This is a genomic window from Streptomyces sp. NPDC048415, assembly GCF_040651675.1.
Taxonomy (GTDB): domain Bacteria; phylum Actinomycetota; class Actinomycetes; order Streptomycetales; family Streptomycetaceae; genus Streptomyces.
This window is the reverse complement of the sequence record NZ_JBEZKJ010000035.1, coordinates 56,251-77,089: the sequence shown is the minus strand read 5'-3', so window position 1 is coordinate 77,089 and position 20,839 is coordinate 56,251. Positions and strand designations below refer to the sequence as shown.

27 protein-coding genes and 1 pseudogene are annotated in these 20,839 nt (G+C 68.0%); 3 read left to right on the top strand and 25 right to left on the bottom strand.

The features are described from left to right. The 20 genes and pseudogenes from rplN to AB0D27_RS23105 all read right to left on the bottom strand — a co-directional run. The gene (gene rplN, locus AB0D27_RS23200; protein WP_003998823.1) at nt 1-369 is read right to left on the bottom strand and encodes a 50S ribosomal protein L14; all 369 of its coding nucleotides are present in this window, start codon (nt 367-369) and stop codon (nt 1-3) included. Nucleotides 370-470: 101 nt separating this feature from the next. Then, the gene (gene rpsQ, locus AB0D27_RS23195; RefSeq protein WP_362511818.1) at nt 471-755 is read right to left on the bottom strand and encodes a 30S ribosomal protein S17; all 285 of its coding nucleotides are present in this window, start codon (nt 753-755) and stop codon (nt 471-473) included. Further along, on the bottom strand, nt 755-979 hold the full coding sequence (gene rpmC / locus AB0D27_RS23190) for a 50S ribosomal protein L29 (protein ID WP_003998824.1): 225 nt from the start codon (nt 977-979) through the stop codon (nt 755-757). Before rpmC ends, rpsQ begins: the two co-directional genes overlap by 1 nt. After that, nucleotides 979-1,398 (bottom strand): 50S ribosomal protein L16, encoded by a 420-nt coding sequence (gene rplP, locus AB0D27_RS23185; protein WP_099500627.1) that lies wholly within the window; start codon nt 1,396-1,398, stop codon nt 979-981. The genes rpmC and rplP overlap by 1 nt, the downstream gene beginning before the upstream one ends. A gap of 5 nt (nt 1,399-1,403) precedes the next feature. After that, a complete protein-coding gene (rpsC, locus tag AB0D27_RS23180) occupies nt 1,404-2,234 on the bottom strand; it encodes a 30S ribosomal protein S3 (RefSeq protein WP_266700850.1) in 831 nt (276 codons plus the stop codon). Further along, complete coding sequence (rplV, locus tag AB0D27_RS23175; protein ID WP_003974262.1) at nt 2,234-2,581, bottom strand: 50S ribosomal protein L22; 348 nt, start codon at nt 2,579-2,581, stop codon at nt 2,234-2,236. Before rplV ends, rpsC begins: the two co-directional genes overlap by 1 nt. A gap of 41 nt (nt 2,582-2,622) precedes the next feature. Next, nucleotides 2,623-2,904, bottom strand: a complete 282-nt coding sequence (rpsS, locus tag AB0D27_RS23170; protein WP_006376029.1) for a 30S ribosomal protein S19 — start codon at nt 2,902-2,904, stop codon at nt 2,623-2,625. Between the two features lie 12 nt (nt 2,905-2,916). Next, nucleotides 2,917-3,753 carry a 50S ribosomal protein L2 gene (rplB, locus tag AB0D27_RS23165; RefSeq protein WP_362511813.1) on the bottom strand — a complete coding sequence of 279 codons (837 nt, stop codon included), beginning with the start codon at nt 3,751-3,753 and terminating at the stop codon, nt 2,917-2,919. Nucleotides 3,754-3,792: 39 nt separating this feature from the next. Further along, nucleotides 3,793-4,209 (bottom strand): 50S ribosomal protein L23, encoded by a 417-nt coding sequence (rplW, locus tag AB0D27_RS23160; protein ID WP_362511810.1) that lies wholly within the window; start codon nt 4,207-4,209, stop codon nt 3,793-3,795. Then, the gene (gene rplD / locus AB0D27_RS23155; RefSeq protein WP_362511807.1) at nt 4,209-4,865 is read right to left on the bottom strand and encodes a 50S ribosomal protein L4; all 657 of its coding nucleotides are present in this window, start codon (nt 4,863-4,865) and stop codon (nt 4,209-4,211) included. Before rplD ends, rplW begins: the two co-directional genes overlap by 1 nt. A 5-nt stretch (nt 4,866-4,870) precedes the next feature. Beyond that, nucleotides 4,871-5,515, bottom strand: coding sequence for a 50S ribosomal protein L3 (gene rplC / locus AB0D27_RS23150; RefSeq protein ID WP_362511804.1), 645 nt, complete (start codon nt 5,513-5,515; stop codon nt 4,871-4,873). A 17-nt stretch (nt 5,516-5,532) separates the two neighbouring features. Continuing rightward, nucleotides 5,533-5,841, bottom strand: coding sequence for a 30S ribosomal protein S10 (gene rpsJ, locus AB0D27_RS23145; RefSeq protein ID WP_003948644.1), 309 nt, complete (start codon nt 5,839-5,841; stop codon nt 5,533-5,535). 426 nt (nt 5,842-6,267) lie between these two features. Beyond that, entirely contained in the window at nt 6,268-7,440 is a 1,173-nt protein-coding gene (pqqE, locus tag AB0D27_RS23140) for a pyrroloquinoline quinone biosynthesis protein PqqE (RefSeq protein WP_362511801.1), read from the bottom strand. Next, complete coding sequence (pqqD, locus tag AB0D27_RS23135; protein WP_362511798.1) at nt 7,437-7,709, bottom strand: pyrroloquinoline quinone biosynthesis peptide chaperone PqqD; 273 nt, start codon at nt 7,707-7,709, stop codon at nt 7,437-7,439. The genes pqqE and pqqD overlap by 4 nt, the downstream gene beginning before the upstream one ends. Next, nucleotides 7,706-8,428, bottom strand: a complete 723-nt coding sequence (gene pqqC / locus AB0D27_RS23130) for a pyrroloquinoline-quinone synthase PqqC (protein WP_362511796.1) — start codon at nt 8,426-8,428, stop codon at nt 7,706-7,708. The genes pqqD and pqqC overlap by 4 nt, the downstream gene beginning before the upstream one ends. Beyond that, complete coding sequence (gene pqqB, locus AB0D27_RS23125; RefSeq protein ID WP_362511793.1) at nt 8,425-9,324, bottom strand: pyrroloquinoline quinone biosynthesis protein PqqB; 900 nt, start codon at nt 9,322-9,324, stop codon at nt 8,425-8,427. The genes pqqC and pqqB overlap by 4 nt, the downstream gene beginning before the upstream one ends. 8 nt (nt 9,325-9,332) lie before the next feature. Further along, nucleotides 9,333-9,473 (bottom strand): pyrroloquinoline quinone precursor peptide PqqA, encoded by a 141-nt coding sequence (pqqA, locus tag AB0D27_RS23120; RefSeq protein ID WP_362511790.1) that lies wholly within the window; start codon nt 9,471-9,473, stop codon nt 9,333-9,335. 29 nt (nt 9,474-9,502) lie between these two features. After that, complete coding sequence (locus AB0D27_RS23115; protein WP_362511847.1) at nt 9,503-10,552, bottom strand: PQQ-dependent sugar dehydrogenase; 1,050 nt, start codon at nt 10,550-10,552, stop codon at nt 9,503-9,505. Between the two features lie 626 nt (nt 10,553-11,178). Then, on the bottom strand, nt 11,179-12,558 hold the full coding sequence (locus AB0D27_RS23110; RefSeq protein ID WP_362511787.1) for a hypothetical protein: 1,380 nt from the start codon (nt 12,556-12,558) through the stop codon (nt 11,179-11,181). Nucleotides 12,559-12,671: 113 nt separating this feature from the next. After that, nucleotides 12,672-12,863, bottom strand: a pseudogene (locus AB0D27_RS23105) (Scr1 family TA system antitoxin-like transcriptional regulator); the annotation flags it as partial. On the opposite strand from AB0D27_RS23105, the gene AB0D27_RS23100 reads away from it, so the two are divergent. Both AB0D27_RS23100 and AB0D27_RS23095 read left to right on the top strand, forming a co-directional pair. Continuing rightward, complete coding sequence (locus tag AB0D27_RS23100) at nt 12,830-13,222, top strand: ATP-binding protein (protein WP_362511844.1); 393 nt, start codon at nt 12,830-12,832, stop codon at nt 13,220-13,222. The pseudogene AB0D27_RS23105 and the gene AB0D27_RS23100 overlap by 34 nt on opposite strands. A 164-nt stretch (nt 13,223-13,386) precedes the next feature. Beyond that, nucleotides 13,387-14,628 carry a cytochrome P450 gene (locus tag AB0D27_RS23095; protein ID WP_362511786.1) on the top strand — a complete coding sequence of 414 codons (1,242 nt, stop codon included), beginning with the start codon at nt 13,387-13,389 and terminating at the stop codon, nt 14,626-14,628. A 7-nt stretch (nt 14,629-14,635) separates the two neighbouring features. On the opposite strand, the gene AB0D27_RS23090 is transcribed toward AB0D27_RS23095, so the two are convergent. The 5 genes from AB0D27_RS23090 to rpsL all read right to left on the bottom strand — a co-directional run bounded on the left by AB0D27_RS23090 (nt 14,636) and on the right by rpsL (nt 19,713). Further along, nucleotides 14,636-14,932 (bottom strand): endo-1,4-beta-xylanase, encoded by a 297-nt coding sequence (locus AB0D27_RS23090; protein ID WP_362511841.1) that lies wholly within the window; start codon nt 14,930-14,932, stop codon nt 14,636-14,638. A 430-nt stretch (nt 14,933-15,362) separates the two neighbouring features. Further along, nucleotides 15,363-16,556 carry an elongation factor Tu gene (tuf, locus tag AB0D27_RS23085; protein WP_362511783.1) on the bottom strand — a complete coding sequence of 398 codons (1,194 nt, stop codon included), beginning with the start codon at nt 16,554-16,556 and terminating at the stop codon, nt 15,363-15,365. A gap of 143 nt (nt 16,557-16,699) precedes the next feature. Then, nucleotides 16,700-18,829, bottom strand: coding sequence for an elongation factor G (fusA, locus tag AB0D27_RS23080; RefSeq protein ID WP_362511780.1), 2,130 nt, complete (start codon nt 18,827-18,829; stop codon nt 16,700-16,702). A gap of 39 nt (nt 18,830-18,868) precedes the next feature. Continuing rightward, nucleotides 18,869-19,339 (bottom strand): 30S ribosomal protein S7, encoded by a 471-nt coding sequence (gene rpsG, locus AB0D27_RS23075; protein WP_003992340.1) that lies wholly within the window; start codon nt 19,337-19,339, stop codon nt 18,869-18,871. Nucleotides 19,340-19,341: 2 nt separating this feature from the next. Then, nucleotides 19,342-19,713 (bottom strand): 30S ribosomal protein S12, encoded by a 372-nt coding sequence (gene rpsL, locus AB0D27_RS23070; protein ID WP_003948652.1) that lies wholly within the window; start codon nt 19,711-19,713, stop codon nt 19,342-19,344. 376 nt (nt 19,714-20,089) lie between these two features. Here rpsL and AB0D27_RS23065 point away from each other — a divergent pair, with 376 nt between their 5' ends. Then, nucleotides 20,090-20,791, top strand: a complete 702-nt coding sequence (locus tag AB0D27_RS23065; protein ID WP_362511777.1) for a Crp/Fnr family transcriptional regulator — start codon at nt 20,090-20,092, stop codon at nt 20,789-20,791. Nucleotides 20,792-20,839 lie beyond the last annotated feature (48 nt).

The following is a 20,839-nucleotide window of genomic DNA, read 5'->3' as shown; positions in this document are numbered from 1 at the left end:
TTACAGCACCTCCGGCGCGAGCGAGATGATCTTCATGAACTTCTTCTCGCGCAGCTCACGGCCGACGGGGCCGAAGATACGGGTGCCGCGAGGGTCGCCGTCGTTCTTCAGAATGACGGCGGCGTTCTCGTCGAAGCGGATGTACGAGCCGTCCGGACGGCGGCGCTCCTTGACGGTGCGAACGATGACCGCCTTGACGACGTCACCCTTCTTCACGTTGCCACCGGGGATCGCGTCCTTGACGGTGGCGACGATGACGTCACCGATGCCCGCGTAGCGGCGACCGGAGCCACCGAGCACACGGATGCAAAGGATCTCCTTCGCACCAGTGTTGTCGGCGACACGCAGTCGCGACTCCTGCTGGATCACGTCTATCTCCTGATTGTCTGCCGGTTCCCGGGGCGGGGCCGTTGTGGCGACCCCGCCCCGAGCCTGGCGGAACTGTTCCTAGGGGGTCCCCCTAGGAGGGATTACTTGGCCTTCTCGAGGATCTCGACGATGCGCCAGCGCTTCGTCGAGGACAGCGGCCGGGTCTCCATGAGGAGGACACGGTCGCCGACGCCTGCGGCGTTCTGCTCGTCGTGGGCCTTGAGCTTGCTGGTACGGCGGATGACCTTGCCGTACAGCGCGTGCTTGACGCGGTCCTCGACAGCGACGACGACGGTCTTGTCCATCTTGTCGCTGACGACAAGACCCTCACGGGTCTTGCGGAAACCGCGCTGCTCGTTGGTCTCAGTCACGTTGCTCTCGCTCATCAGGCGCTCTCCACCGTCTCGATGCCCAGCTCGCGCTCACGCATCAGGGTGTAGATCCGCGCGATGTCCTTACGGACGGCCTTGAGCCGACCGTGGTTCTCGAGCTGACCGGTCGCCGCCTGGAAGCGGAGGTTGAACAGCTCTTCCTTGGCTTCGCGAAGCTTCGCGAGAAGCTCCTCGTCACCCAGTTCGCGCAGCTCGGACGCCTTGGTACCGGCCGACATCACGCTTCACCTGCCTCGCGCTTGACGATCCGGCACTTCATCGGCAGCTTGTGGGCTGCGCGAGTGAGGGCCTCACGGGCGATCTTCTCGTTGGGGTAGGACAGTTCGAACATGACCCGGCCCGGGTGCACGTTCGCGACCCACCACTCGGGCGAACCCTTACCGGAACCCATGCGGGTCTCGGCGGGCTTCTTCGTGAGCGGGCGGTCCGGGTAGATGTTGATCCAGACCTTGCCGCCACGCTTGATGTGGCGGGTCATCGCGATACGAGCGGCCTCGATCTGGCGGTTCGTCACGTACGCCGGCGTGAGGGCCTGAATGCCGTACTCGCCGAACGAAACCTGCGTACCGCCCTTGGCCTGACCACGGCGCTTGGGGTGGTGCTGCTTGCGGTGCTTGACCCTACGGGGGATCAGCATGTCGGTCAGGCCTCCGTTCCGGTGCTCTCAGCCGGAGCGGCAGCCGGAGCCTCGGCCTTGGGGGCCTCGGCAGCGGGAGCCTGCTGCGGCTTGCGACCGCGACCGCCACGCTCGCCACCGCGGCCACCACGGCCGGCCGGGCGGTCGTTGCCACCACGGGCCGGGCGGTTGCCGGCGCGGGCAGCGGCGTTCTCGGCGCGGACCTCGGCGATGTTCTTGACGTCGCCCTTGTAGATCCAGACCTTCACACCGATACGGCCGAAGGTCGTCTTGGCCTCGAAGAAGCCGTAGTCGACGTTCGCGCGGAGCGTGTGCAGGGGCACACGGCCCTCGCGGTAGAACTCCGAGCGGGACATCTCGGCGCCGCCGAGACGGCCACCGCACTGGATCTTGATGCCCTTGGCGCCCGCCTTCATCGCCGACTGCATGCTCTTACGCATGGCGCGGCGGAAGGAGACGCGGGAGGACAGCTGCTCGGCAACGGCCTGAGCAACCAGCTGAGCGTCGGTCTCGGGGTTCTTGACCTCGAGGATGTTCAGCTGGACCTGCTTGCCCGTGAGCTTCTCGAGGTCGCCGCGGATGCGGTCGGCCTCGGCGCCACGGCGGCCGATGACGATGCCGGGACGCGCGGTGTGGATGTCCACCCGCACGCGGTCACGGGTGCGCTCGATCTCAACCTTCGAGATACCGGCGCGCTCCATGCCGGACGTCATCATCCGACGGATGGCGACGTCTTCCTTGACGTAGTCCTTGTACAGCTTGTCGGCGTACCAACGGGACTTGAAGTCCGTCGTGATGCCGAGCCGGAACCCATGCGGGTTAACCTTCTGGCCCATTACCGGGTTCCTTCCTTGCTGCTGACGACCACGGTGATGTGGCTGGTCCGCTTGCGGATCCGGTAGGCACGGCCCTGGGCACGCGGCCGGAACCGCTTCAGGGTCGGACCCTCGTCGACGTACGCCTCGGAGATGAAGAGGCTGTCGGCGTCGGTGTGGTCGTAGTTGTGCGCGGCGTTGGCAATGGCGCTGTCAAGCACCTTGCCGACCGGCACGCTCGCGGCCTGCGGGGCGAAACGCAGGACCGCCTGAGCCTCCGTGGCATCCATGCCACGGATAAGGTCCACCACGCGGCGGGCCTTCATGGGCGTAACGCGGATGTACCGCGCCTGGGCCCTGGCTTCCATGGTTGTCCTTCCAGTGTCTGTCATGGTCATTCCACCCCGCGTTAGCGGCGCTTCGACTTCCGGTCGTCCTTGACGTGACCCCGGAAGGTGCGCGTCGGCGAGAACTCGCCGAGCTTGTGGCCGACCATCGACTCGGTGACAAACACCGGAATGTGGGTCTTGCCGTTGTGCACCGCGATCGTGTGGCCGAGCATGGCCGGGATGATCATCGAGCGACGGGACCAGGTCTTGATGACGTTCTTGGAACCGGCTTCGTTCTGTACGTCCACCTTCTTGATCAGGTGGTCGTCGACGAAGGGCCCCTTCTTGAGACTGCGCGGCATCTAAACCCGCTCCTAGCGCTTCTTGTTCGTCTTGCGGCGGCGGACGATGTACTTGCTCGAAGCCTTCTTCGGCGAACGAGTACGACCCTCCTTCTGACCCCACGGGGAGACCGGGTGGCGACCACCGGAGGTCTTGCCCTCACCACCACCGTGCGGGTGGTCAACCGGGTTCATCGCCACACCGCGAACGGTCGGGCGAACGCCCAGCCAGCGCTTGCGGCCGGCCTTACCCCAGTTGATGTTGCTCTGCTCGGCGTTGCCGACCTCACCGACCGTGGCGCGGCAGCGCTGGTCGACCAGGCGGATCTCACCGGAGGGCATGCGGAGGTGAGCCATCTGGCCCTCCTTCGCGAGCAGCTGCACGGAGGTACCGGCGGAGCGGGCGAACTTGGCACCGCCACCGGGACGGAGCTCGATCGCGTGGATCGTGGTACCGACCGGGATGTTGCGGAGGGCCAGGTTGTTGCCCGGCTTGATGTCGGCCCCAGGACCGTTCTCGACGCGGTCGCCCTGCGACAGGTTGCGGGGGGCGAGGATGTAACGCTTCTCGCCGTCCGCGTAGTGCAGCAGCGCGATGCGCGCGGTGCGGTTGGGGTCGTACTCGATGTGCGCGACCTTCGCCGGCACGCCGTCCTTGTCGTGACGACGGAAGTCGATCACTCGGAAGGCGCGCTTGTGTCCGCCACCCTGGTGGCGAACGGTCACACGACCGGCGTTGTTACGGCCGCCCTTGCTGTGCAGCGGGCGGACCAGCGACTTCTCCGGCGTGGACCGCGTGACCTCGACGAAGTCGGCGACGCTGGAGCCACGACGCCCCGGCGTAGTCGGCTTGTACTTGCGGATTCCCATTTCTCAGTCCTCGTCCGATATTCGGACCAGGGCGCTCCGTTAGGAGGCCTGGCCGAAGATGTCGATACGGTCGCCCTCAGCGAGGGTCACGATCGCGCGCTTGCTGTCAGCACGCTTGCCGAAGCCCGTCTTGGTGCGCTTGCGCTTGCCCTGACGGTTGATCGTGTTGACTCCGGTGACCTTGACCGAGAAGACCGCCTGGACGGCCTGCTTGATCTGGGTCTTGTTGGCCCGCGGGTCCACGACGAAGGTGTACTTGCCCTCGTCGAGCAGCGCGTAGCTCTTCTCGGAGACGACCGGCTTGAGGAGGACGTCACGGGGATCCGTGAAGCTCTTGCTCAGCGGTGTCTCTACGGTGTTCTTGCCCTCGGCCTCGTGGCGCTTCGCCTTGGCGACGCGCGCGGCCTTCTTGGCCTTGGCGGCCTTCGAGGCAATGCTCGGGTGACGCGTAGCCATCAGGCTTCGCTCCCTTCGGTGTCAGCGGCCTGGGGGCCAGACACGAAGGACTCGAAAGCGGCCTGGGTGAAGACCACGTCGTCCGAGACGAGAACGTCGTACGTGTTCAGCTGGCCCGGCTCCAGGATGTGGACCTGGGGCAGGTTGCGCGCGGAAAGCAGCGCGGCCTCGTCGGAGCGCTCGATGACCAGGAGCACGTTCTTGCGCTCCGAGATCTTGCCGAGGAAGCTCTTCGCGGCCTTGGTGGAGATGGTCTCGCCCTCGATCACGCCGGTGATGACGTGGATGCGAGCGTTGCGGGCCCGGTCGGTGAGGGCGTGGCGCAGGGCCGCGGCCTTCATCTTCTTCGGGGTCCGCTGCGAGTAGTCACGCGGCGTGGGGCCGTGGACAACGCCACCGCCGGCGAACTGCGGCGCACGGGTCGAACCCTGACGGGCGCGGCCGGTGCCCTTCTGGCGGTAGGGCTTCCTGCCACCACCGCGGACCTCGCCACGACGCTTGACCTTGTGCGTGCCCTGACGGGCAGCGGCCAGCTGTGCGACGACGACCTGGTGAAGCAGCGGAATGCTGATCTTCTCTACGTCGAAGATCTCGGCCGGGAGCTCAACGGTCCCGGCGGTGTCGCCGGAGGGCGACAGAATGTCAATGGTGCTCATAGTCCTCAGGCCCCCTTGGCCGCGGTGCGGACCAGGACGAGGCCGCCGTTCGGACCAGGAACCGCGCCCTTGATAAGGAGCAGGCCCTTCTCCGCGTCAACGGCGTGAACGGTCAGGTTCTGGGTGGTGACCCGCTCGTTGCCCATGCGACCCGCCATGCGGAGGCCCTTGAACACACGACCCGGGGTGGCGCAGCCACCGATGGAGCCGGGAGAGCGGTGCTTGCGCTGGGTGCCGTGACCGGCGCCGAGGCCCTTGAAGTTGTGACGCTTCATGACACCGGCGAAGCCCTTGCCCTTGCTCTTGCCGGTCACGTCCACCTTGACGCCGGCCTCGAAGGCCTCGGCGGTGATCTCCTGGCCGAGGGTGTACTCGCTGGCGTCAGCGGTACGGATCTCGACGAGGTGACGGCGGGGGGTGACGTCGGCCTTGGCGAAGTGGCCCTTGAGGGGCTTGTTCACCTTGCGCGGGTCGATCTCGCCGAAGGCGATCTGGACCGACTCGTAGCCGTCGGTGTCGTTCGTACGGACCTGGGTGACGACGTTGGGGCCGGCCTTGACGACGGTGACCGGAACAACACGGTTGTTCTCGTCCCACACCTGCGTCATGCCGAGCTTCTCGCCCAGGATGCCCTTGATCTGCTTAGCCATTCTCAGATCACCGATCCCTAGAGCTTGATCTCGATGTCGACACCGGCCGGGAGGTCGAGTCGCATCAGAGAGTCAACGGTCTTGGGCGTCGGGTCGAGGATGTCGATCAGGCGCTTGTGCGTGCGCATCTCGAAGTGCTCGCGCGAGTCCTTGTACTTGTGCGGCGACTTGATGACGCAGTACACGTTCTTCTCAGTGGGCAGCGGCACCGGGCCCGCGACCGACGCACCAGTGCGGGTCACCGTCTCGACGATCTTCTTCGCCGAGGAGTCGATGACCTCGTGGTCGTAGGCCTTGAGCCGGATGCGGATCTTCTGTCCCGCCATGGCTACTCAGTAGTCCTTTGTCTCGTGAAACGCTCTGGTACCCGGGGGTTCGCGTCCCCTATCTCCGACCCACGCGGTCGGGTGTGTCGCGCTCCTGCCGCAGAGATATCCGTAATGGATTTCCCTACGAGGGACGCGGCCCGCCCGAAAGCAACCGCAGGACCGGGGGCTGGAACACCCACCGGGCGCCTGGCCTGCACCCCGCTGACACTTCCCGAAAGATTCCCGTACGTCCGCCCCAGCGCTGCCTTACGGCAGTTGAGGCGACGAGTACTGTGGGACTCGCTTCCGGTCCTCCCGACGGGAGGCGCGCAGCATCGGCACTCGACCGAGCAACTCCGACAGTCTGCCATATGGGGCAGCGCCGACGCCAATCGAGCCGGAGACAATACCCCGGACGTGACGTAGGTCAAACACAGGCCCGGATCAGCGCGGATTCCCGGCGTTCTCGGGCCGGCCGGGTGCTCGCCGCCTGAGCGGAGCGGTCCCGTCCGCGCTGTCGTCGGCCAGCGTACGGATCAGCCCGTGGTCCGGGGACAGCCGACATGCGGGGTCCGTGCGGGCGGCGTCCCCCGTGAGCGCGTACGCCTGGCAGCGGCAGCCGCCGAAGTCCTCGTCGCGGCGGGAACAGCTGCGGCAGGGCTCGGCCATCCAGCCGGTCCCGCGGTAGCGGGTGAACGCCTTGGAGTGTTCCCAGATCCAGGCCAGTGGATGGTCGCGGATGTTCGGGGGGTCCAGGTCCGGCAGGGAGGCCGCGGCCGGGCAGGGCAGGACGGTGCCGTCCGGGGTGACGGTGAGCGAGACCGCTCCCCACCCGCCCATGCACGGCTTGGCGACACCGTCGAAGTAGTCGGGGACGACCCAGACCAGCTCGGGCGCCCCCGCCTGGTTCGCCACGCCCCCGGCGCCCGAGGCGAGCTTCTCTCGCCATCGCTCGACGGCATCCCGGGCACGGGCGAGCTGGTCGCGCGTGGGGAGCAGCGCGGCACGGTTGAGCAGACCCCAGCCGTAGAACTGGACGTTGGCCAGTTCGATACGGTCCACGCCCCAGGACAGGCCCAGTTCGATGAGGGCGTCGATGGCGTCGAGGTTCTCGCGGTGCAGGACAACGTTGAGGCCGAGGGGGAGACCGACGGCCCGTACGAGCTCGGCGGCCCGTTCCTTCTCGGCGAAGGACCGGCGGCCGCCGATCCGGTCGCAGGCGCGCGGGTCGGCATGCTGGACGGACAGCTGGACGCTGCGCAGCCCGGCGGCGGCGAGCGCGGACAGCCGGGCCTGGTCCAGGCCCACGCCGCTGGTGACCAGTTGGGTGTAAATCCCGGCGGCGTCGGCCGCGGTGACGATCCGCTCCAGGTCCCGGCGCAGCAGCGGCTCGCCGCCCGAGAGATGCGTGTGGACGACACCGAACTCGCCCGCCTGACGCATCACGTCCGTCCACTGCCCGGTGGTCAGCTCGCGCGAACGCCGCGTCAGCTCCAGTGGGTTGGAGCAGTACCCGCAGTGGAGCGGGCAGGCATGGGTGAGTTCGGCCAACAGCGCCCAGGGGCGGGCGGGCGCGAGCGCCTGAGCGGCGGGGGCCGTCGGATCAATGGCGGTCATCGGAGCCAGCCCTCCTTGCGCAGACGTTCGAGGAAAGTGGGGACGTCGGTGGCGACGGGGGCGCCGGGAAAGCGTTCGGCCAGTGCATCGACGATTTCGCACACGCTGCGGGTGCCGTCGCACAGGCCGACGACTGTTTCGGCCCGGCCTGTCAGGACACCGACGCGTTCGGGAAGGAGCAGCAGGTCCGCGTCGCGTACGGGGTCGTGCCGCCGCACGATGGCGGGGGCCAGGACGGGCCGCCAGTCGGTCACTGGTGCCGCCCTCACGCCTGCTCCCGGCGGCTTGCCCCGTCCACGGCGTCGAGCAGCGACCACAGGACGTCGCATTTGAAGCGCAGCGCGGCCACGGCGCGCTTCTGCTCCTCCCGAGTACGGGCCCAGCTCAGCACGAGGTCGAGTGCCTCGCGGCTGTCGCGCCGCCCCTGGGAGACACGGGCGCGGAAATAGGCGAGGCCATCGGGTTCGATCCACGGGTAGTGGCGTTCGAAGGCGTCTATGCGGGTGCGCATCAGATCCGGCGCGGACAGTTCGGTCAGGGAGGCGGCGACGGCTTCGAGGGGCGAGCGCAGCCGGCAGAAGTTGACGTATCCGTCCACCGCCAGCCGTACGCCCGGCACAACGGTGTCGGCGCGCAGCAGCGTCTCGCGGTCCAGGCCGGCCGCCTCGCCGAGCCGCAGCCACCGCTCGATGCCGCCCTCTCCGTCCTGGTGCCCATCGTGGTCCTGGATGCGGCGCAGCCACATCCGGCGCAGGTTGGGGGTGTCCAGTTTGGCGGTGATCAAGGCGTCCTTGACGGGGATGTGGCACTGGTAGTGGAAGCGGTTGGCGATCCAGCGGCGAAGCTCATCCGGGCTGAGATCGCCGCTGTGCATCCGGAGGTTGAAGGGGTGGCGGTCGTGGTACCGGTCCTCCCCCACCGCGCGCAGTCGTGCCTCGAACTCCGCGGGGCTCCAGGGCTCCGCGAGCGGGGCGAGTGCCGTGTTCACAGCTCGATCACCATCCCGTCGTGCGCCACCTCGATGCCCAGCCGTGCGAGCCGCTTGTGCTGCGGTGCCGCCGGGTCGACGAGGGGGTTGGTGTTGTTGAGGTGCGTGTAGAGGCACCGGGCGGAGAGGGCGGCCAGGCGTTCCGCGGTGCCGTTGGGTCCCTCGATGGGCAGGTGGCCCATGCCGGTGGCGGTGCGGGGCGAGATGCCGGTACGGCGGGGCTCCTCGTCGTCCCAGAAGGTGCCGTCCACGATGACGCAGTCGGCCTCGGCGGCGGCCTGCTGGAGGCGGTCCGGCCAGGCGGCCAGCGCGGGAGCGTAGAGCGCGGACGCGCCGGAGGCGGGGTCGTACAGGCGCAGCGCGACGACCCACGCGTCGTCGTCCGGGGCGTCGGCGGCGTACCGCGGGCGCTTGCCGGACACCGGGATGCCGCTGATCTGCAGGGCCGAGGTGTCCCGGTCCAGCGGATCGGCGCCGCGCCGCGGCAGTTCCCGCCAGGTCACGGAGGTGTACGGCGTCAGCACATCGCCGAGGTGCAGATGGTCCAGGAGGGCCTGGCGGACCGGGGCCGTCGCGATCACCTGGAGGCCCTCCGCCTCACGCAGCCGTGCGATGCCCAGGGTGTGGTCGAGTTCGGCGTCGGTGAGGATCAGTCCGGCGACCGGTGTCTGCCGGGGTCCGGGCCCCGGGTGGAGTTCGGGCCGGTCTTCGATCTGGTCGCCGATGTCGGGTGTCGCGTTGACGATGTACCAGCGCCCTTCACCTGTCCGGACGGCGAGCGATGCGTGGCGGCGGCGCCAGTGCGGGTGGGCGCGTGCCCCGGAGCATCCGGGACACGCGCAGTTCCACTGGGGGATTCCGCCGCCGGCGGCAGTGCCGAGTACCAGCAGCAGCATGGCGTCGGCTAGCGGGAGTTGAGGGAGTAGGCGGTGACCTCGAGCGCGGTGTCGACGACCGTGTACTCGGGCGTCTGCCAGGCAGTCGGGTCGGGCTGCTGCGAGGGGGCCGCCTCGACTGCCTTCGTCTGGGCCTCGGTTTCGTTCATGGGTGGTACCTGCCTTTCTGCGAGGGGCCTTACTTGATGGTCACGCGGAAGATCTCGTCCTTGCCGTCCCCGCTTCTCGAGGTGCCGAGCCACAGCTCGTTCCTGCCGGGGACCTTCGTGAGGGCACGGAGCACGTGGCCGGAGTAGACGGCGGTTTTCGCGTCGTTGCCCTTGCCCCCGATTGCCGCGTCGACCGGAACGCGCCACAGGTGATAGCCGCGCAGCGACGACACATAGAGGTTGTCGCCTACGACAGCGATCTGGGCGGGGGCGGTGGTGTGATCCCAGGTGGCCTTCGGGTTGGTCATGCCCTTGACATTGCAGTTGCCCTCACAGCGCGGCCAGCCGTAGTTGGCGCCCGGCTCGATCAGGTTGAGTTCGTCGGTCGCGTCCTGGCCGATTTCAACCGACCACAGCCGGCCCTTGCGATCCCAGGCCAGGCCCTGCGGATTGCGGTGGCCATAGCTGTAGATGTGGTTGCCGAACGGGTTACCGGGCGCCGGAGCGCCGGTCTTGGTGATCCGGAGGATCTTTCCGTTGATCGAGTTCTTGTCCTGTGCGAGCTGCGCCTGCGTGGCCTCGCCGGTCGCGACGTAGAGGTACCCGTCCGGCCCGAAGGCGATCTTGCCGCCGTGGTGGTTCGAGCCCCGTCTGATGCCACCGAGCAGCACGGTGTAGCCGCTCAGCGACTTGCCGTCGTAGTTCATCCGCACCACGCGGGTCTCCGTCGCCGTGGTGTGCATGAAGAACACGCTCTTGTCCTTTTTGCCGTCCCACGTCGGAGACAGAACGACCCCCAGCAGCCCGCCGACTCCGGAGTCGCCGGGCGCGAAGACGGCCACGTGCGGCACTGTGCCGACAAGGCTCCTGGAGCCGTCGTCGCGGAGGCGGAAGACACGGGAGGTCTCGTTCTCGGTCACCAGCGCCGAGTGTCCGTCCGGCAGAAACGAGATGGCCCAGGGATTGGACCAGCCGCCCGAGAGCGGTGTGACGGAGACGGATCCATCGCTCTGGGAAGGGGCATACGGGGCCGGAATGGCGGGTGGCCGCACTGCGGCTGCCGACGTCGGCTGCGCCATACCGGTGGCCAGGAGGGCGGCTGCAGCCGTGAGCGAGGCTATGCCCCAACGGCCTGGAAGCCGCACCGGGCGGCCAGAATGTGTCATCTCGACACCTTTCCTTCATGGTTCCCCGAGCGAGCCGTTGCGGTGCGGCGTGCCACACGCCGGTGAAAGCAGTGGGCTTTTGAAGGGCCGCGCCGCTCTGCAATGCAGCCTTGGCGATGCACGACCGCCCTGCGACTCGTGTTGCGCCACGAGGGTGAGGCTCCCCGAGACCCGGTGGGAAATGACAGTGAGTCAGAAAAAGGAAACCGCCCCGCTCCGGGGCGAACTCGGCCCCGGGGGGACTGTCCCCACCCCGATACGCCGGTGCACCGGACGGTCCGGGCGACGCTCCCCCGCGCAGCAGCGCCCTACCCGTACACGCCGTCCCGGCAGCCCGGACAAGCTCCGGGCAGTCACCGAACCCACCCGCTGGCAACACCCTGTACATCGGGGTACATCGAGCTGACCGACACCCGCGACGCCCGGCTCCCCACGGCTCAACTTCCCGCTCTTGACGCCGAGTCGCGGTTCGGACTGCCTTACAGGAGCCCGGATCCGGGAGACGGGGAAACAGGAAGGACCGTGATCGACTCCTGCTCTCAGGCTGGTTCCTGGCCCCGCTGCCGTTGCATGTAGAGCTGGTAGGGGATCTCCAGGAAGCGGGCCTGCCTGACGTGCCCCAGGACGTACCGCGGGACGCTGTCGTCGCTCTCGGCCACGAGGGCTTCGAGATCGGCGACACGGTCCTCCCGGGCCAGCAGCTCGGCCAGGCTTCTGCTCGCGAAATGATCTCCGGCGGCGTGGCGTGTCCGCAGTTCGTCGAGGAACCGGCGTTCCTCCAGGTACCGGGCAAGGCGCAGCCGGTACGTGGGGACGGCTCCGCCTGTCCCGTCGGCGCGGCCGCGGAGCTCGTCGATCCGGCCGTGCTCGACGAGCAGGTCGGTCACCTGTTCGGCGAGCCTTTCGAGGGGCTTCGTATAGGTGGTGGCCCCGATGGCACGGTCGAGGACCTGGAGGGCCTCGTCGAGGCGGTCCTGCTCGGCCAGCAGGTCGGCGAGCTGGGCGGGCGCGTCTGTGTAGGTGCGCAGCACGCGGATCGCGCCCTCGGCGCGGCCCTGTCGGTCCAGCAGTCGGGCCACTTTGAAGCCGGCGTCGCTGCGGGAGTCGCGGTCGGCCTGAGTGCGACCGCGATGGCCGGCCAGGGCTGCCAGGGCCTGATCGGCCCGGCCCTGCTCCACCAGCAGGTCGATCAGCCATGTGAAGGCGTACTTGTCGCCTGCCTTGACGCCTTTCCTGAACACGGCGATGCCCTCCTCGGCGCGGCCGAGGCGTGCCAGGGTGCGGGCCAGCAGGAGGAGGTAGGCGGTGTTGTCGGCGTGTCCGCGGCCGGTGAGCGCCCGCAACTCCTCGACCATGCCCTCCTCGGCGAAGATGTCCGCGATCGCGCTGCGGGCATGCGCGCGGCGCTGGTCGTCCACCATCGCGCGGACTTCCTCGATACGGCCCTGCGCGAGGAGAAGGTGGACCAGCAGATGCCATTCCGCGAACTCGTTGGGGTGCGTGTCCAGCGCGGCGATGGCCTCGTCCATGCGGCCCTGGGCGCGCAGCAGCGCGATCAACTGCTCGCGGGCGTCCCGGTCGCGCACGTACAGGCCCGTCTTCATGAGGGCCTTCGCCGCTTCCGCGTCGTCCTGCCCGGCCAGGGCGCCGCTCAGGACGACGTCCAGGCGCGGGAGCGCGAGGTCGGCGAGCTCCTGAAGCTCCTCGGTCCGGCCCCGCTCGGCGTAGAACCGCGCCAACGCCAGCCGCTCAAAGGACCCGTTCCGTGCCAACTCCCGCAGTTCCTCGACACGGCCCTCGTCGAGCAGCTGACGGGCGCCCCTCCGAGCCAGCTCCTCGTAGCCCAACGTCGCCGCGCCCCACCGGCGCACCAAGGCCGCCGCTCTGGCCGGCTCATCGACCCGCTGCTGCTCATCCATCCGTGAAGTGTCCGCTGCGCGGGCGCCGTTCACCAGAAGGCGTCAGGGTCCGCAGGCGTACGGCACGAAGTTGGCCCACGTGGTGGGGGTGAACCCCAGGTGGGGGCAGACACCTTCGGGTCCGAGACCGGACGGGAGTTGAACGCGCCCTCGGAGCGCCCGACCGCCGTACCGTCACCGAACTTCAGCACCTCGATCAGCCCCTGCATTCCGGCGTGATCCTCTCGATTCGTAGGCATGACCTGGAACGAGACCCTCCTCAACTGGGCGACTGCCGACATGCGTTCAAGCTCTCGGCGCAGCACCTCGACTGCTCACCACCGAACAACTCCGCGCCTGGGAACTCCCGTTGGAGGCGGCACGGCACATCGTGGCGGAGCTCGCGGCCAACGCGGTGACGCACGGCCGCGTGCCCGGCCGCGACTTCCGGCTCACTCTGTACGTCGTCGGCGACACCCTGCGCATCGAGGTCACGGACACCCGGGGTGACCACCTTCCGCAGGCCCGGCACCCGCTGCCCGACGGCGAGTCCGGCCGAGGGCTCCTCCTCGTGGACACACTCGCCGACCGCTGGGGCGTCCGGTCCGGGCCGGCCCCACGCAAGACGGTCTGGGCCGAGTTGGGCCTCGCTCCCACCGGGAGGCGGTTCGCCGCGTCCCGGTGACGGCAACGCGGCGGGGCGCGCACACGAGCGTTACACGTCGACCACCGAGGTCTTCGCGGAGGACTGAACGGGGACTCAGCGCAGCCGAGGTTCCCTCATGGAGGCCACCTCCGCCTGGAGCACTCCCGCGCGACACCCGAGCCGGGGCGGCCGAAGGTGGATCCATGGCAGAAGAGACCACCACCCTCGCCGAGCAGCCCCTTCCCCCTGTCCGTGACTGGCCCGCCGGTGAGCTGGCCGCGACCGAGTTCGAGCCGGTGCTCGCGGAGCTGATGCGGGAAGGGCCGCTCACGCGGATCCGGCTTCCGCACGGGGAGGGCTGGGCGTGGCTGGCGACGCGCTACGACGACGTGAAGATGATCACGAACGATCCCCGGTTCAGCCGGGCGGAGGCCTCCGTCCGGCAGGTCACCCGGCTGGCGCCGCACTTCGCGCCGAGGCCCGGCGCGCTCGCGTGGGCCGACCAGCCCGACCACAACCGGCTCCGGCACGCCGTCGCGAACGCCTACACCGTGAGCGCGGTGAAACGGCTGCGCCCGCGGGCCCAGGAGATGCTCGACGTCCTGGTCGAGGAGATGGTGGCGAGCGGGCCGCCCGCCGATCTCATCGAGCGGGTTCTCGAGCCGTTCCCGATCAACGTCGTCTGCGAGGTCATGGGCGTCCCCGTCGACGAGCGGCAGAAGCTGCACGACTGGACGCGGGAGATCATTTCCACCGCGGGCGGCGTCGAGGCCGCCGAGCGCGCCAAGCAGGGCCTGTTCGGGTGGATCGGGCAGGCCGTCCGCGACCGCCGCGACAGCGAGACTGACAGTGACAGTGGCAGCGAAGAGGTGTTGTCCTTGCTCGGCGGCGCCGTGCGGCGCGGCGAGCTCGGCGAGGAAGAGGCGATCAGCGTCGCCGGGCCGCTGCAGATCGGCGGGGAGGCCGTCACCAACAACTCCGGCCAGATGTTCTACCTGCTGCTCACCCGGCCCGACCTGCTGGAACGCTTCCGCAGCGACCCGGCCTGCCGCCCCGCAGCCATCGAGGAACTGCTGCGCTACATCCCCCACCGCGCCGCCGTCGGCCTCCCCCGTATCGCCACGGAGGACGTCGACATCCAGGGCATCCGCGTCCGCGCCGGCGACCCCGTCTACGTTTCCTACCTCGCCGCCAACCGTGATCCGGACGTCTTCCCCGACCCCGACCGGATCGACCTCGACCGGGACGCCGGCGCCCATGTGGCGTTCGGCAACGGGCCGCACTACTGCACGGGTGCCGTCTTCTCCCGTATGCAGATCGAGCTGCTGATCGACACGCTGCTGGACCGCCTCCCGGGGCTGCGCCTCGCCGTACCCGCCGATCAGGTCCCCTTCCGGCAGCGCACGATGATCCGCGGCCCGGTGGCTCTGCCGGTCACTTGGTGACAGCCGCTCAGCGTCCGGACGCCAGCCGGTCGCCGACCGCCGCGTACGCCGGCTTCGTCGCGAAGTCCTCGTCCATCAGCGTCGCCGCCCCCTGCCCCGTGAAGGCCCCCGACACCCAGGAGTGCTTGTCGGTGTAGCCCCAGACGGTGAAGGACGTGCAGCTGCGGGTGGAGAGGCAGGCGTCGAGCAGTCCCCGGAAGTAGCCCGCCTGACGGGTGAACTTCTCGGCGTCCGCCGGCAGGACCATCCGTACGTCCACCTCCGTGAAGGCCGTCCGCATGTCCAGGCCCGCGAAGCGCGCCAGGTAAATTCACGCGCGGTCGTACGGCTGTACGTGGCGTCCTGGGCGAGTGCCGTCATGTGCACGGGCGTGGCAATCCGGAGTGACGTCCGCCCGGTCGGCGAGCGCCCGCGGCGGGGCCTCGTGCGCGGACGCCGTCTGCGTGGCGGCTCACCAGCAGCGTCGCGGCCACCACAGCTACTGCGGGCACACAGAAGTTCCCCAGGTGCAGTCCTTTCGAGTGATGCGTACGGCCAGATGTGCGAGTCGGTTGACGCGGTGGCTCTCCGGAGGGCCCAGGTATGTCCAAATCGGGAGGGCGGGTACGGCGAGGGAACAGCGGGTCGTCGGCGCCGAATAGTTTCGTCACAGCGAAAGGGCCCGTACGACCGAAGTCGTACGGGCCCTCTCAGGAGCTCTTGAAGGAGCTACCAGGCAATCAAGTCAACAAGACTTACTTGTTGATCTTGGTGACCTGGCCGGCGCCCACGGTCCGGCCACCCTCACGGATGGCGAACTTCAGGCCCTCTTCCATGGCGACGGGCTGGATCAGCGAGACAAGCATCTCGGTGTTGTCGCCCGGCATGACCATCTCGGTGCCCTCGGGGAGGGTCACCACACCGGTCACGTCCGTCGTACGGAAGTAGAACTGCGGCCGGTAGTTGTTGAAGAACGGCGTGTGGCGGCCACCCTCGTCCTTGGACAGGATGTAGGCCTGGGCCTCGAACTCGGTGTGCGGCGTGACCGAACCGGGCTTGATGATGACCTGGCCGCGCTCGACGTCCTCGCGCTTGATGCCACGGAGGAGCAGACCGACGTTCTCACCGGCCTGGCCCTCGTCGAGCAGCTTGCGGAACATCTCGATGCCGGTGACCGTGGTGGTGGTCTTCTCCTGCTTGATGCCCACGATGTCAACGGTCTCGTTGACCTTGAGGACACCACGCTCGATACGGCCGGTGACGACCGTACCGCGACCGGTGATCGTGAAGACGTCCTCGATCGGCATGAGGAACGGCTTGTCGACGTCACGCTCGGGCTGCGGGATGTTCTCGTCGACGGCCTTCATCAGGTCGAGGACGGTCTGGCCCCACTCCTTGTCGCCCTCAAGGGCCTTGAGCGCCGAGACCTTGACGACCGGCAGGTCGTCGCCCGGGAACTCGTACTCGGAGAGAAGCTCACGAACCTCGAGCTCGACGAGCTCCAGGATCTCCTCGTCGTCCACCATGTCGGCCTTGTTCAGCGCGACAACGATGTAGGGAACGCCGACCTGGCGGGCCAGGAGCACGTGCTCCTTGGTCTGCGGCATCGGGCCGTCGGTGGCGGCGACCACGAGGATGGCGCCGTCCATCTGCGCCGCACCCGTGATCATGTTCTTGATGTAGTCCGCGTGACCGGGGCAGTCGACGTGGGCGTAGTGACGCGTCTCGGTCTGGTACTCGACGTGCGCGATCGAGATCGTGATACCGCGCTGGCGCTCCTCAGGAGCCTTGTCGATCTGGTCGAAGGCCGAGGCCTCGTTCAGGTCCGGGTACGCGTCGTGCAGCACCTTGGTAATGGCGGCCGTGAGGGTCGTCTTACCGTGGTCGATGTGACCGATGGTGCCGATGTTGACGTGCGGCTTAGTCCGCTCGAACTTCGCCTTCGCCACTGGGTCCTCCTGTGGAGTGGTTCTGGTACGCCTTACTCATCGGCGCCAGGTGATCTTTGCTGGGATGCCGCCCGCCGGGGTTCTCCCTTACCGGATGAGCCCCGGCGGTCGGTGTCAAGCCTAAAGCGTGTAAACGGGGTGTGTTACTCGCCCTTGGCCTTCGCGATGATCTCCTCGGCGACGTTCCGGGGAACCTCGGCGTAGGAGTCGAACTGCATCGAGTAGCTTGCGCGACCCGAGGTCTTGCTGCGGAGGTCGCCGACGTAGCCGAACATCTCCGAGAGGGGCACGAGGCCCTTCACGACGCGGGCACCGGCCCGCTCCTCCATGGCCTGGATCTGACCACGGCGGGAGTTGATGTCGCCGATGACGTCACCCATGTAGTCCTCGGGCGTGGTGACCTCGACGGCCATCATCGGCTCGAGCAGCACGGGGCTGGCCTTGCGCGCGGCCTCCTTGAAGGCCTGCGAACCGGCGATCTTGAACGCGAGCTCGGAGGAGTCGACCTCGTGGTAGCCACCGTCGAGAAGCGTGACGCGGACGCCCGTCATCTCGTACCCGGCGAGGATGCCGAACTGCATGGCCTCCTGCGCACCGGCGTCCACCGACGGGATGTACTCCCGCGGGATACGGCCACCGGTGACCTTGTTCACGAACTCGTACGCCGGACCGTCGGCCTCGGTGATGGGCTCGATCGCGATCTGCACCTTGGCGAACTGACCGGTACCACCGGTCTGCTTCTTGTGGGTGTAGTCCACGCGCTCGACGGCCTTGCGGATCGTCTCACGGTAGGCGACCTGCGGCTTGCCGACGTTGGCCTCGACCTTGAACTCACGGCGCATACGGTCGACCAGCACCTCGAGGTGCAGCTCGCCCATACCGCCGATGATGGTCTGGCCGGTCTCCTCGTCCGAGTGAACCTGGAAGGAGGGGTCCTCCTCCGCGAGACGCTGGATGGCTACACCCAGCTTCTCCTGGTCACCCTTGGACTTGGGCTCGATGGCGACCTGAATGACCGGCGCCGGGAAGTCCATGGACTCCAGGATGACCGGGTTCTTGTCGTCCGAAAGCGTCTCACCGGTGGTGGTCTGCTTCAGGCCCATGACGGCGACGATGTCGCCGGCGCCCACCGCCTCGATCTCCTCACGCTTGTTCGCGTGCATGCGGTAGATCTTGCCGATGCGCTCCTTCTTGCCCTTGACGGAGTTCAGCACGGCGGTGCCGGACTCCAGGCGGCCCGAGTAAACCCGGACGAAGGTGAGCTTGCCGAGGTGCGGGTCGCTCATGATCTTGAACGCGAGGGCGGACAGCGGCTCGTCCACGGACGGCTTGCGCTTGATGACCAGCTCCGGGTCCTTCACGTCGTGGCCCTCGATGGCCTCGACGTCAAGCGGAGTCGGGAGGTAGCGCACGACCGCGTCGAGCAGGGGCTGAACGCCCTTGTTCTTGAACGCGGTGCCACAGAACACCGGGGTGACCGTGGTGTCGTTGGACTTGCCGGACGCGATGGTGATGCGACGGATCGCGGCGTACAGCTGCTCCTCGGTGGGCTCGACGCCCTCCAGGTACAGCTCCATGATCTCTTCGTCGTTCTCGGCGACGCCCTCGATCAGCTTGCCGCGGTACTCCTCGGCAGCCTCGGTGTGCGTGGCCGGGATGTCGACGACGTCGTACATCTCGCCCTTGGCGGCCTCGGCGGACCACACGAGCGCCTTCATGCGGACCAGGTCCACAACGCCCTTGAAGTCCATCTCGGCGCCGATCGGAAGCTGCATGACGAGCGGCTGGGCACCCAGGCGGTCCGAGATCATGTCCACACAGCGGTGGAACTCGGCGCCGGTACGGTCCAGCTTGTTCACGAAGCAGATGCGCGGCACGCCATAACGGTCGGCCTGACGCCACACCGTCTCGGACTGCGGCTCGACACCGGCGACACCGTCGAACACCGTGACGGCACCGTCGAGGACGCGCAGCGAGCGCTCCACCTCGACCGTGAAGTCGACGTGGCCCGGGGTGTCGATGATGTTGATCGTGTAGTCGTTGTCCTCAAGCGGCCAGTGACAGGTGGTGGCAGCAGAGGTGATCGTGATGCCACGCTCCTGCTCCTGCTCCATCCAGTCCATGGTGGCGGCGCCGTCGTGGACTTCACCGATCTTGTAGCTGACGCCGGTGTAGAAGAGGATCCGCTCGGTGGTGGTCGTCTTGCCCGCGTCGATGTGGGCCATGATCCCGATGTTGCGGACCCTGGCCAGGTCAAGTGAAGTGGTAGCCATAAGGCTTCAGTCTTCTCTCGGTCTCGATGTGGGTTGCGACTACCAGCGGTAGTGCGCGAAGGCCTTGTTGGACTCGGCCATCTTGTGGGTGTCCTCGCGCTTCTTCACAGCGGCACCGAGGCCGTTGGAGGCGTCGAGAAGCTCGTTGAGCAGACGCTCGGTCATGGTCTTCTCGCGACGGGCGCGGGAGTAACCGACGAGCCAGCGCAGCGCGAGCGTGTTGGCGCGACCGGGCTTGACCTCGATCGGGACCTGGTACGTCGCACCGCCGACACGGCGGGACTTGACTTCGAGGGTCGGCTTGATGTTCTCCAGCGCGCGCTTCAGCGTGATGATCGGGTCGTTGCCCGTCTTCTCACGCAGACCCTCCATGGCGCCGTAGACGATGCGCTCGGCGGTGGAGCGCTTGCCGTTGAGCAGCACCTTGTTGATGAGGGAGGTCACCAGAGGGGAACCGTAGACCGGGTCGATGATGACCGGGCGCTTCGGGGCGGGGCCCTTACGAGGCATTTCTACTTCTCCTTCTTGGCGCCGTAGCGGCTGCGGGCCTGCTTGCGGTTCTTCACACCCTGGGTGTCAAGGGAACCGCGGATGATCTTGTAGCGAACACCCGGCAGGTCCTTCACACGGCCACCACGCACGAGCACGATGGAGTGCTCCTGCAGGTTGTGTCCCTCACCCGGAATGTAAGCGGTGACCTCGATCCCGCTGGTCAGACGCACACGCGCGACCTTACGCAGGGCCGAGTTCGGCTTCTTCGGGGTGGTCGTGAACACACGCGTGCAGACGCCGCGACGCTGGGGCGAACCCTCGAGTGCGGGCGTCTTGTTCTTCTCGACCTTGTCCTGCCGGCCCTTCCGGACCAGCTGCTGGATCGTAGGCACTACTTCTCCGGTTTCTGTGTGCCGAATGGTGAAGCTAACCTGAAACATCGCCGACCCACGCGGTCGGGTGTGTCGAAACCGCGGACTCTCGCCGCGAGGCGAAAAGGGCGCAGATTACGGTGGCCGCCTACGGCTCCCCCTGTGCGGTTGAAGGCACGCACGGGAGCCAGGGCACACCCCAGGCACAAGGTCTGAGCGTACCTACCTCACGGACTCCGGTCAAAACAAATGCCGTGGGGCCCGACACGCCGGACTTGTCACCCTTGCTGTGGGCTCTTTCGCCGACCTCCTGCGAATGTCTCCGGTTCCGCCATTGTGACGACTGTCCGTTCAGTACGTTGATCGGTCGCTGTGACGATCGGGGGACGGGGGACACATGACGGTTGCGGATTTACCCGGTGACGAGGGCCTGGACGACAGGGTGCCGTTCCTGGCCCGGCTGGAGAGCGGGGACCGCGCCGCGCTGCTGGCCCTCGGCCGTGAGCTCTCCTTCACCCCGCGCATGGTGCTGCTGCACCAGAGTGAGCCGTCCTCCCATGTGCTGATCGTGACGCACGGGTGGACGAAGGTGACGGCGGCCGCGGCGAACGGGTACGAGGCACTGCTCGCGCTGCGCGGGCCCGGCGACATCATCGGCGAGTCCGCCGCCCTCACCGGCCGGCCGCGCTCGGCCACGGTCACCGCCCTGGAACCGGTCCGCACCATCGCCGTGGTCCGCGAACACTTCACCGCGTTCCTGGCCCGCTCCCCGGCCGTCTCCTTCGCCCTCCTCGGCCTCACCTCCGACCGCACCCGCGCCGCCGACCGCCGCCGCCTGGAGTTCGCCTCCATGAGCGTCCGTGAACGCTTCGCCGCCCTCCTCCTCGACCTCGCCCGCACCAACGGCCGCCGCACGCCCGAGGGCATCGAGCTGTCCGTCCCGCTGAGCAAGCAGGAGCTGGCGGGCTCCGTGGGCGCCTCCCGGGAGATGGTCCAACGCCTGCTGAAGGAGCTACGGGAACGGGAGGCGGTGGTGACGGGGAGGCGGGCACTGGTGATCGTGCGTCCGGATGTACTGCGACAGATCGCACGGGGCTAGACCTAGCCCGTCCGGCGTTTGAGGACGAGCGCGAAGCGCGACAGGGGG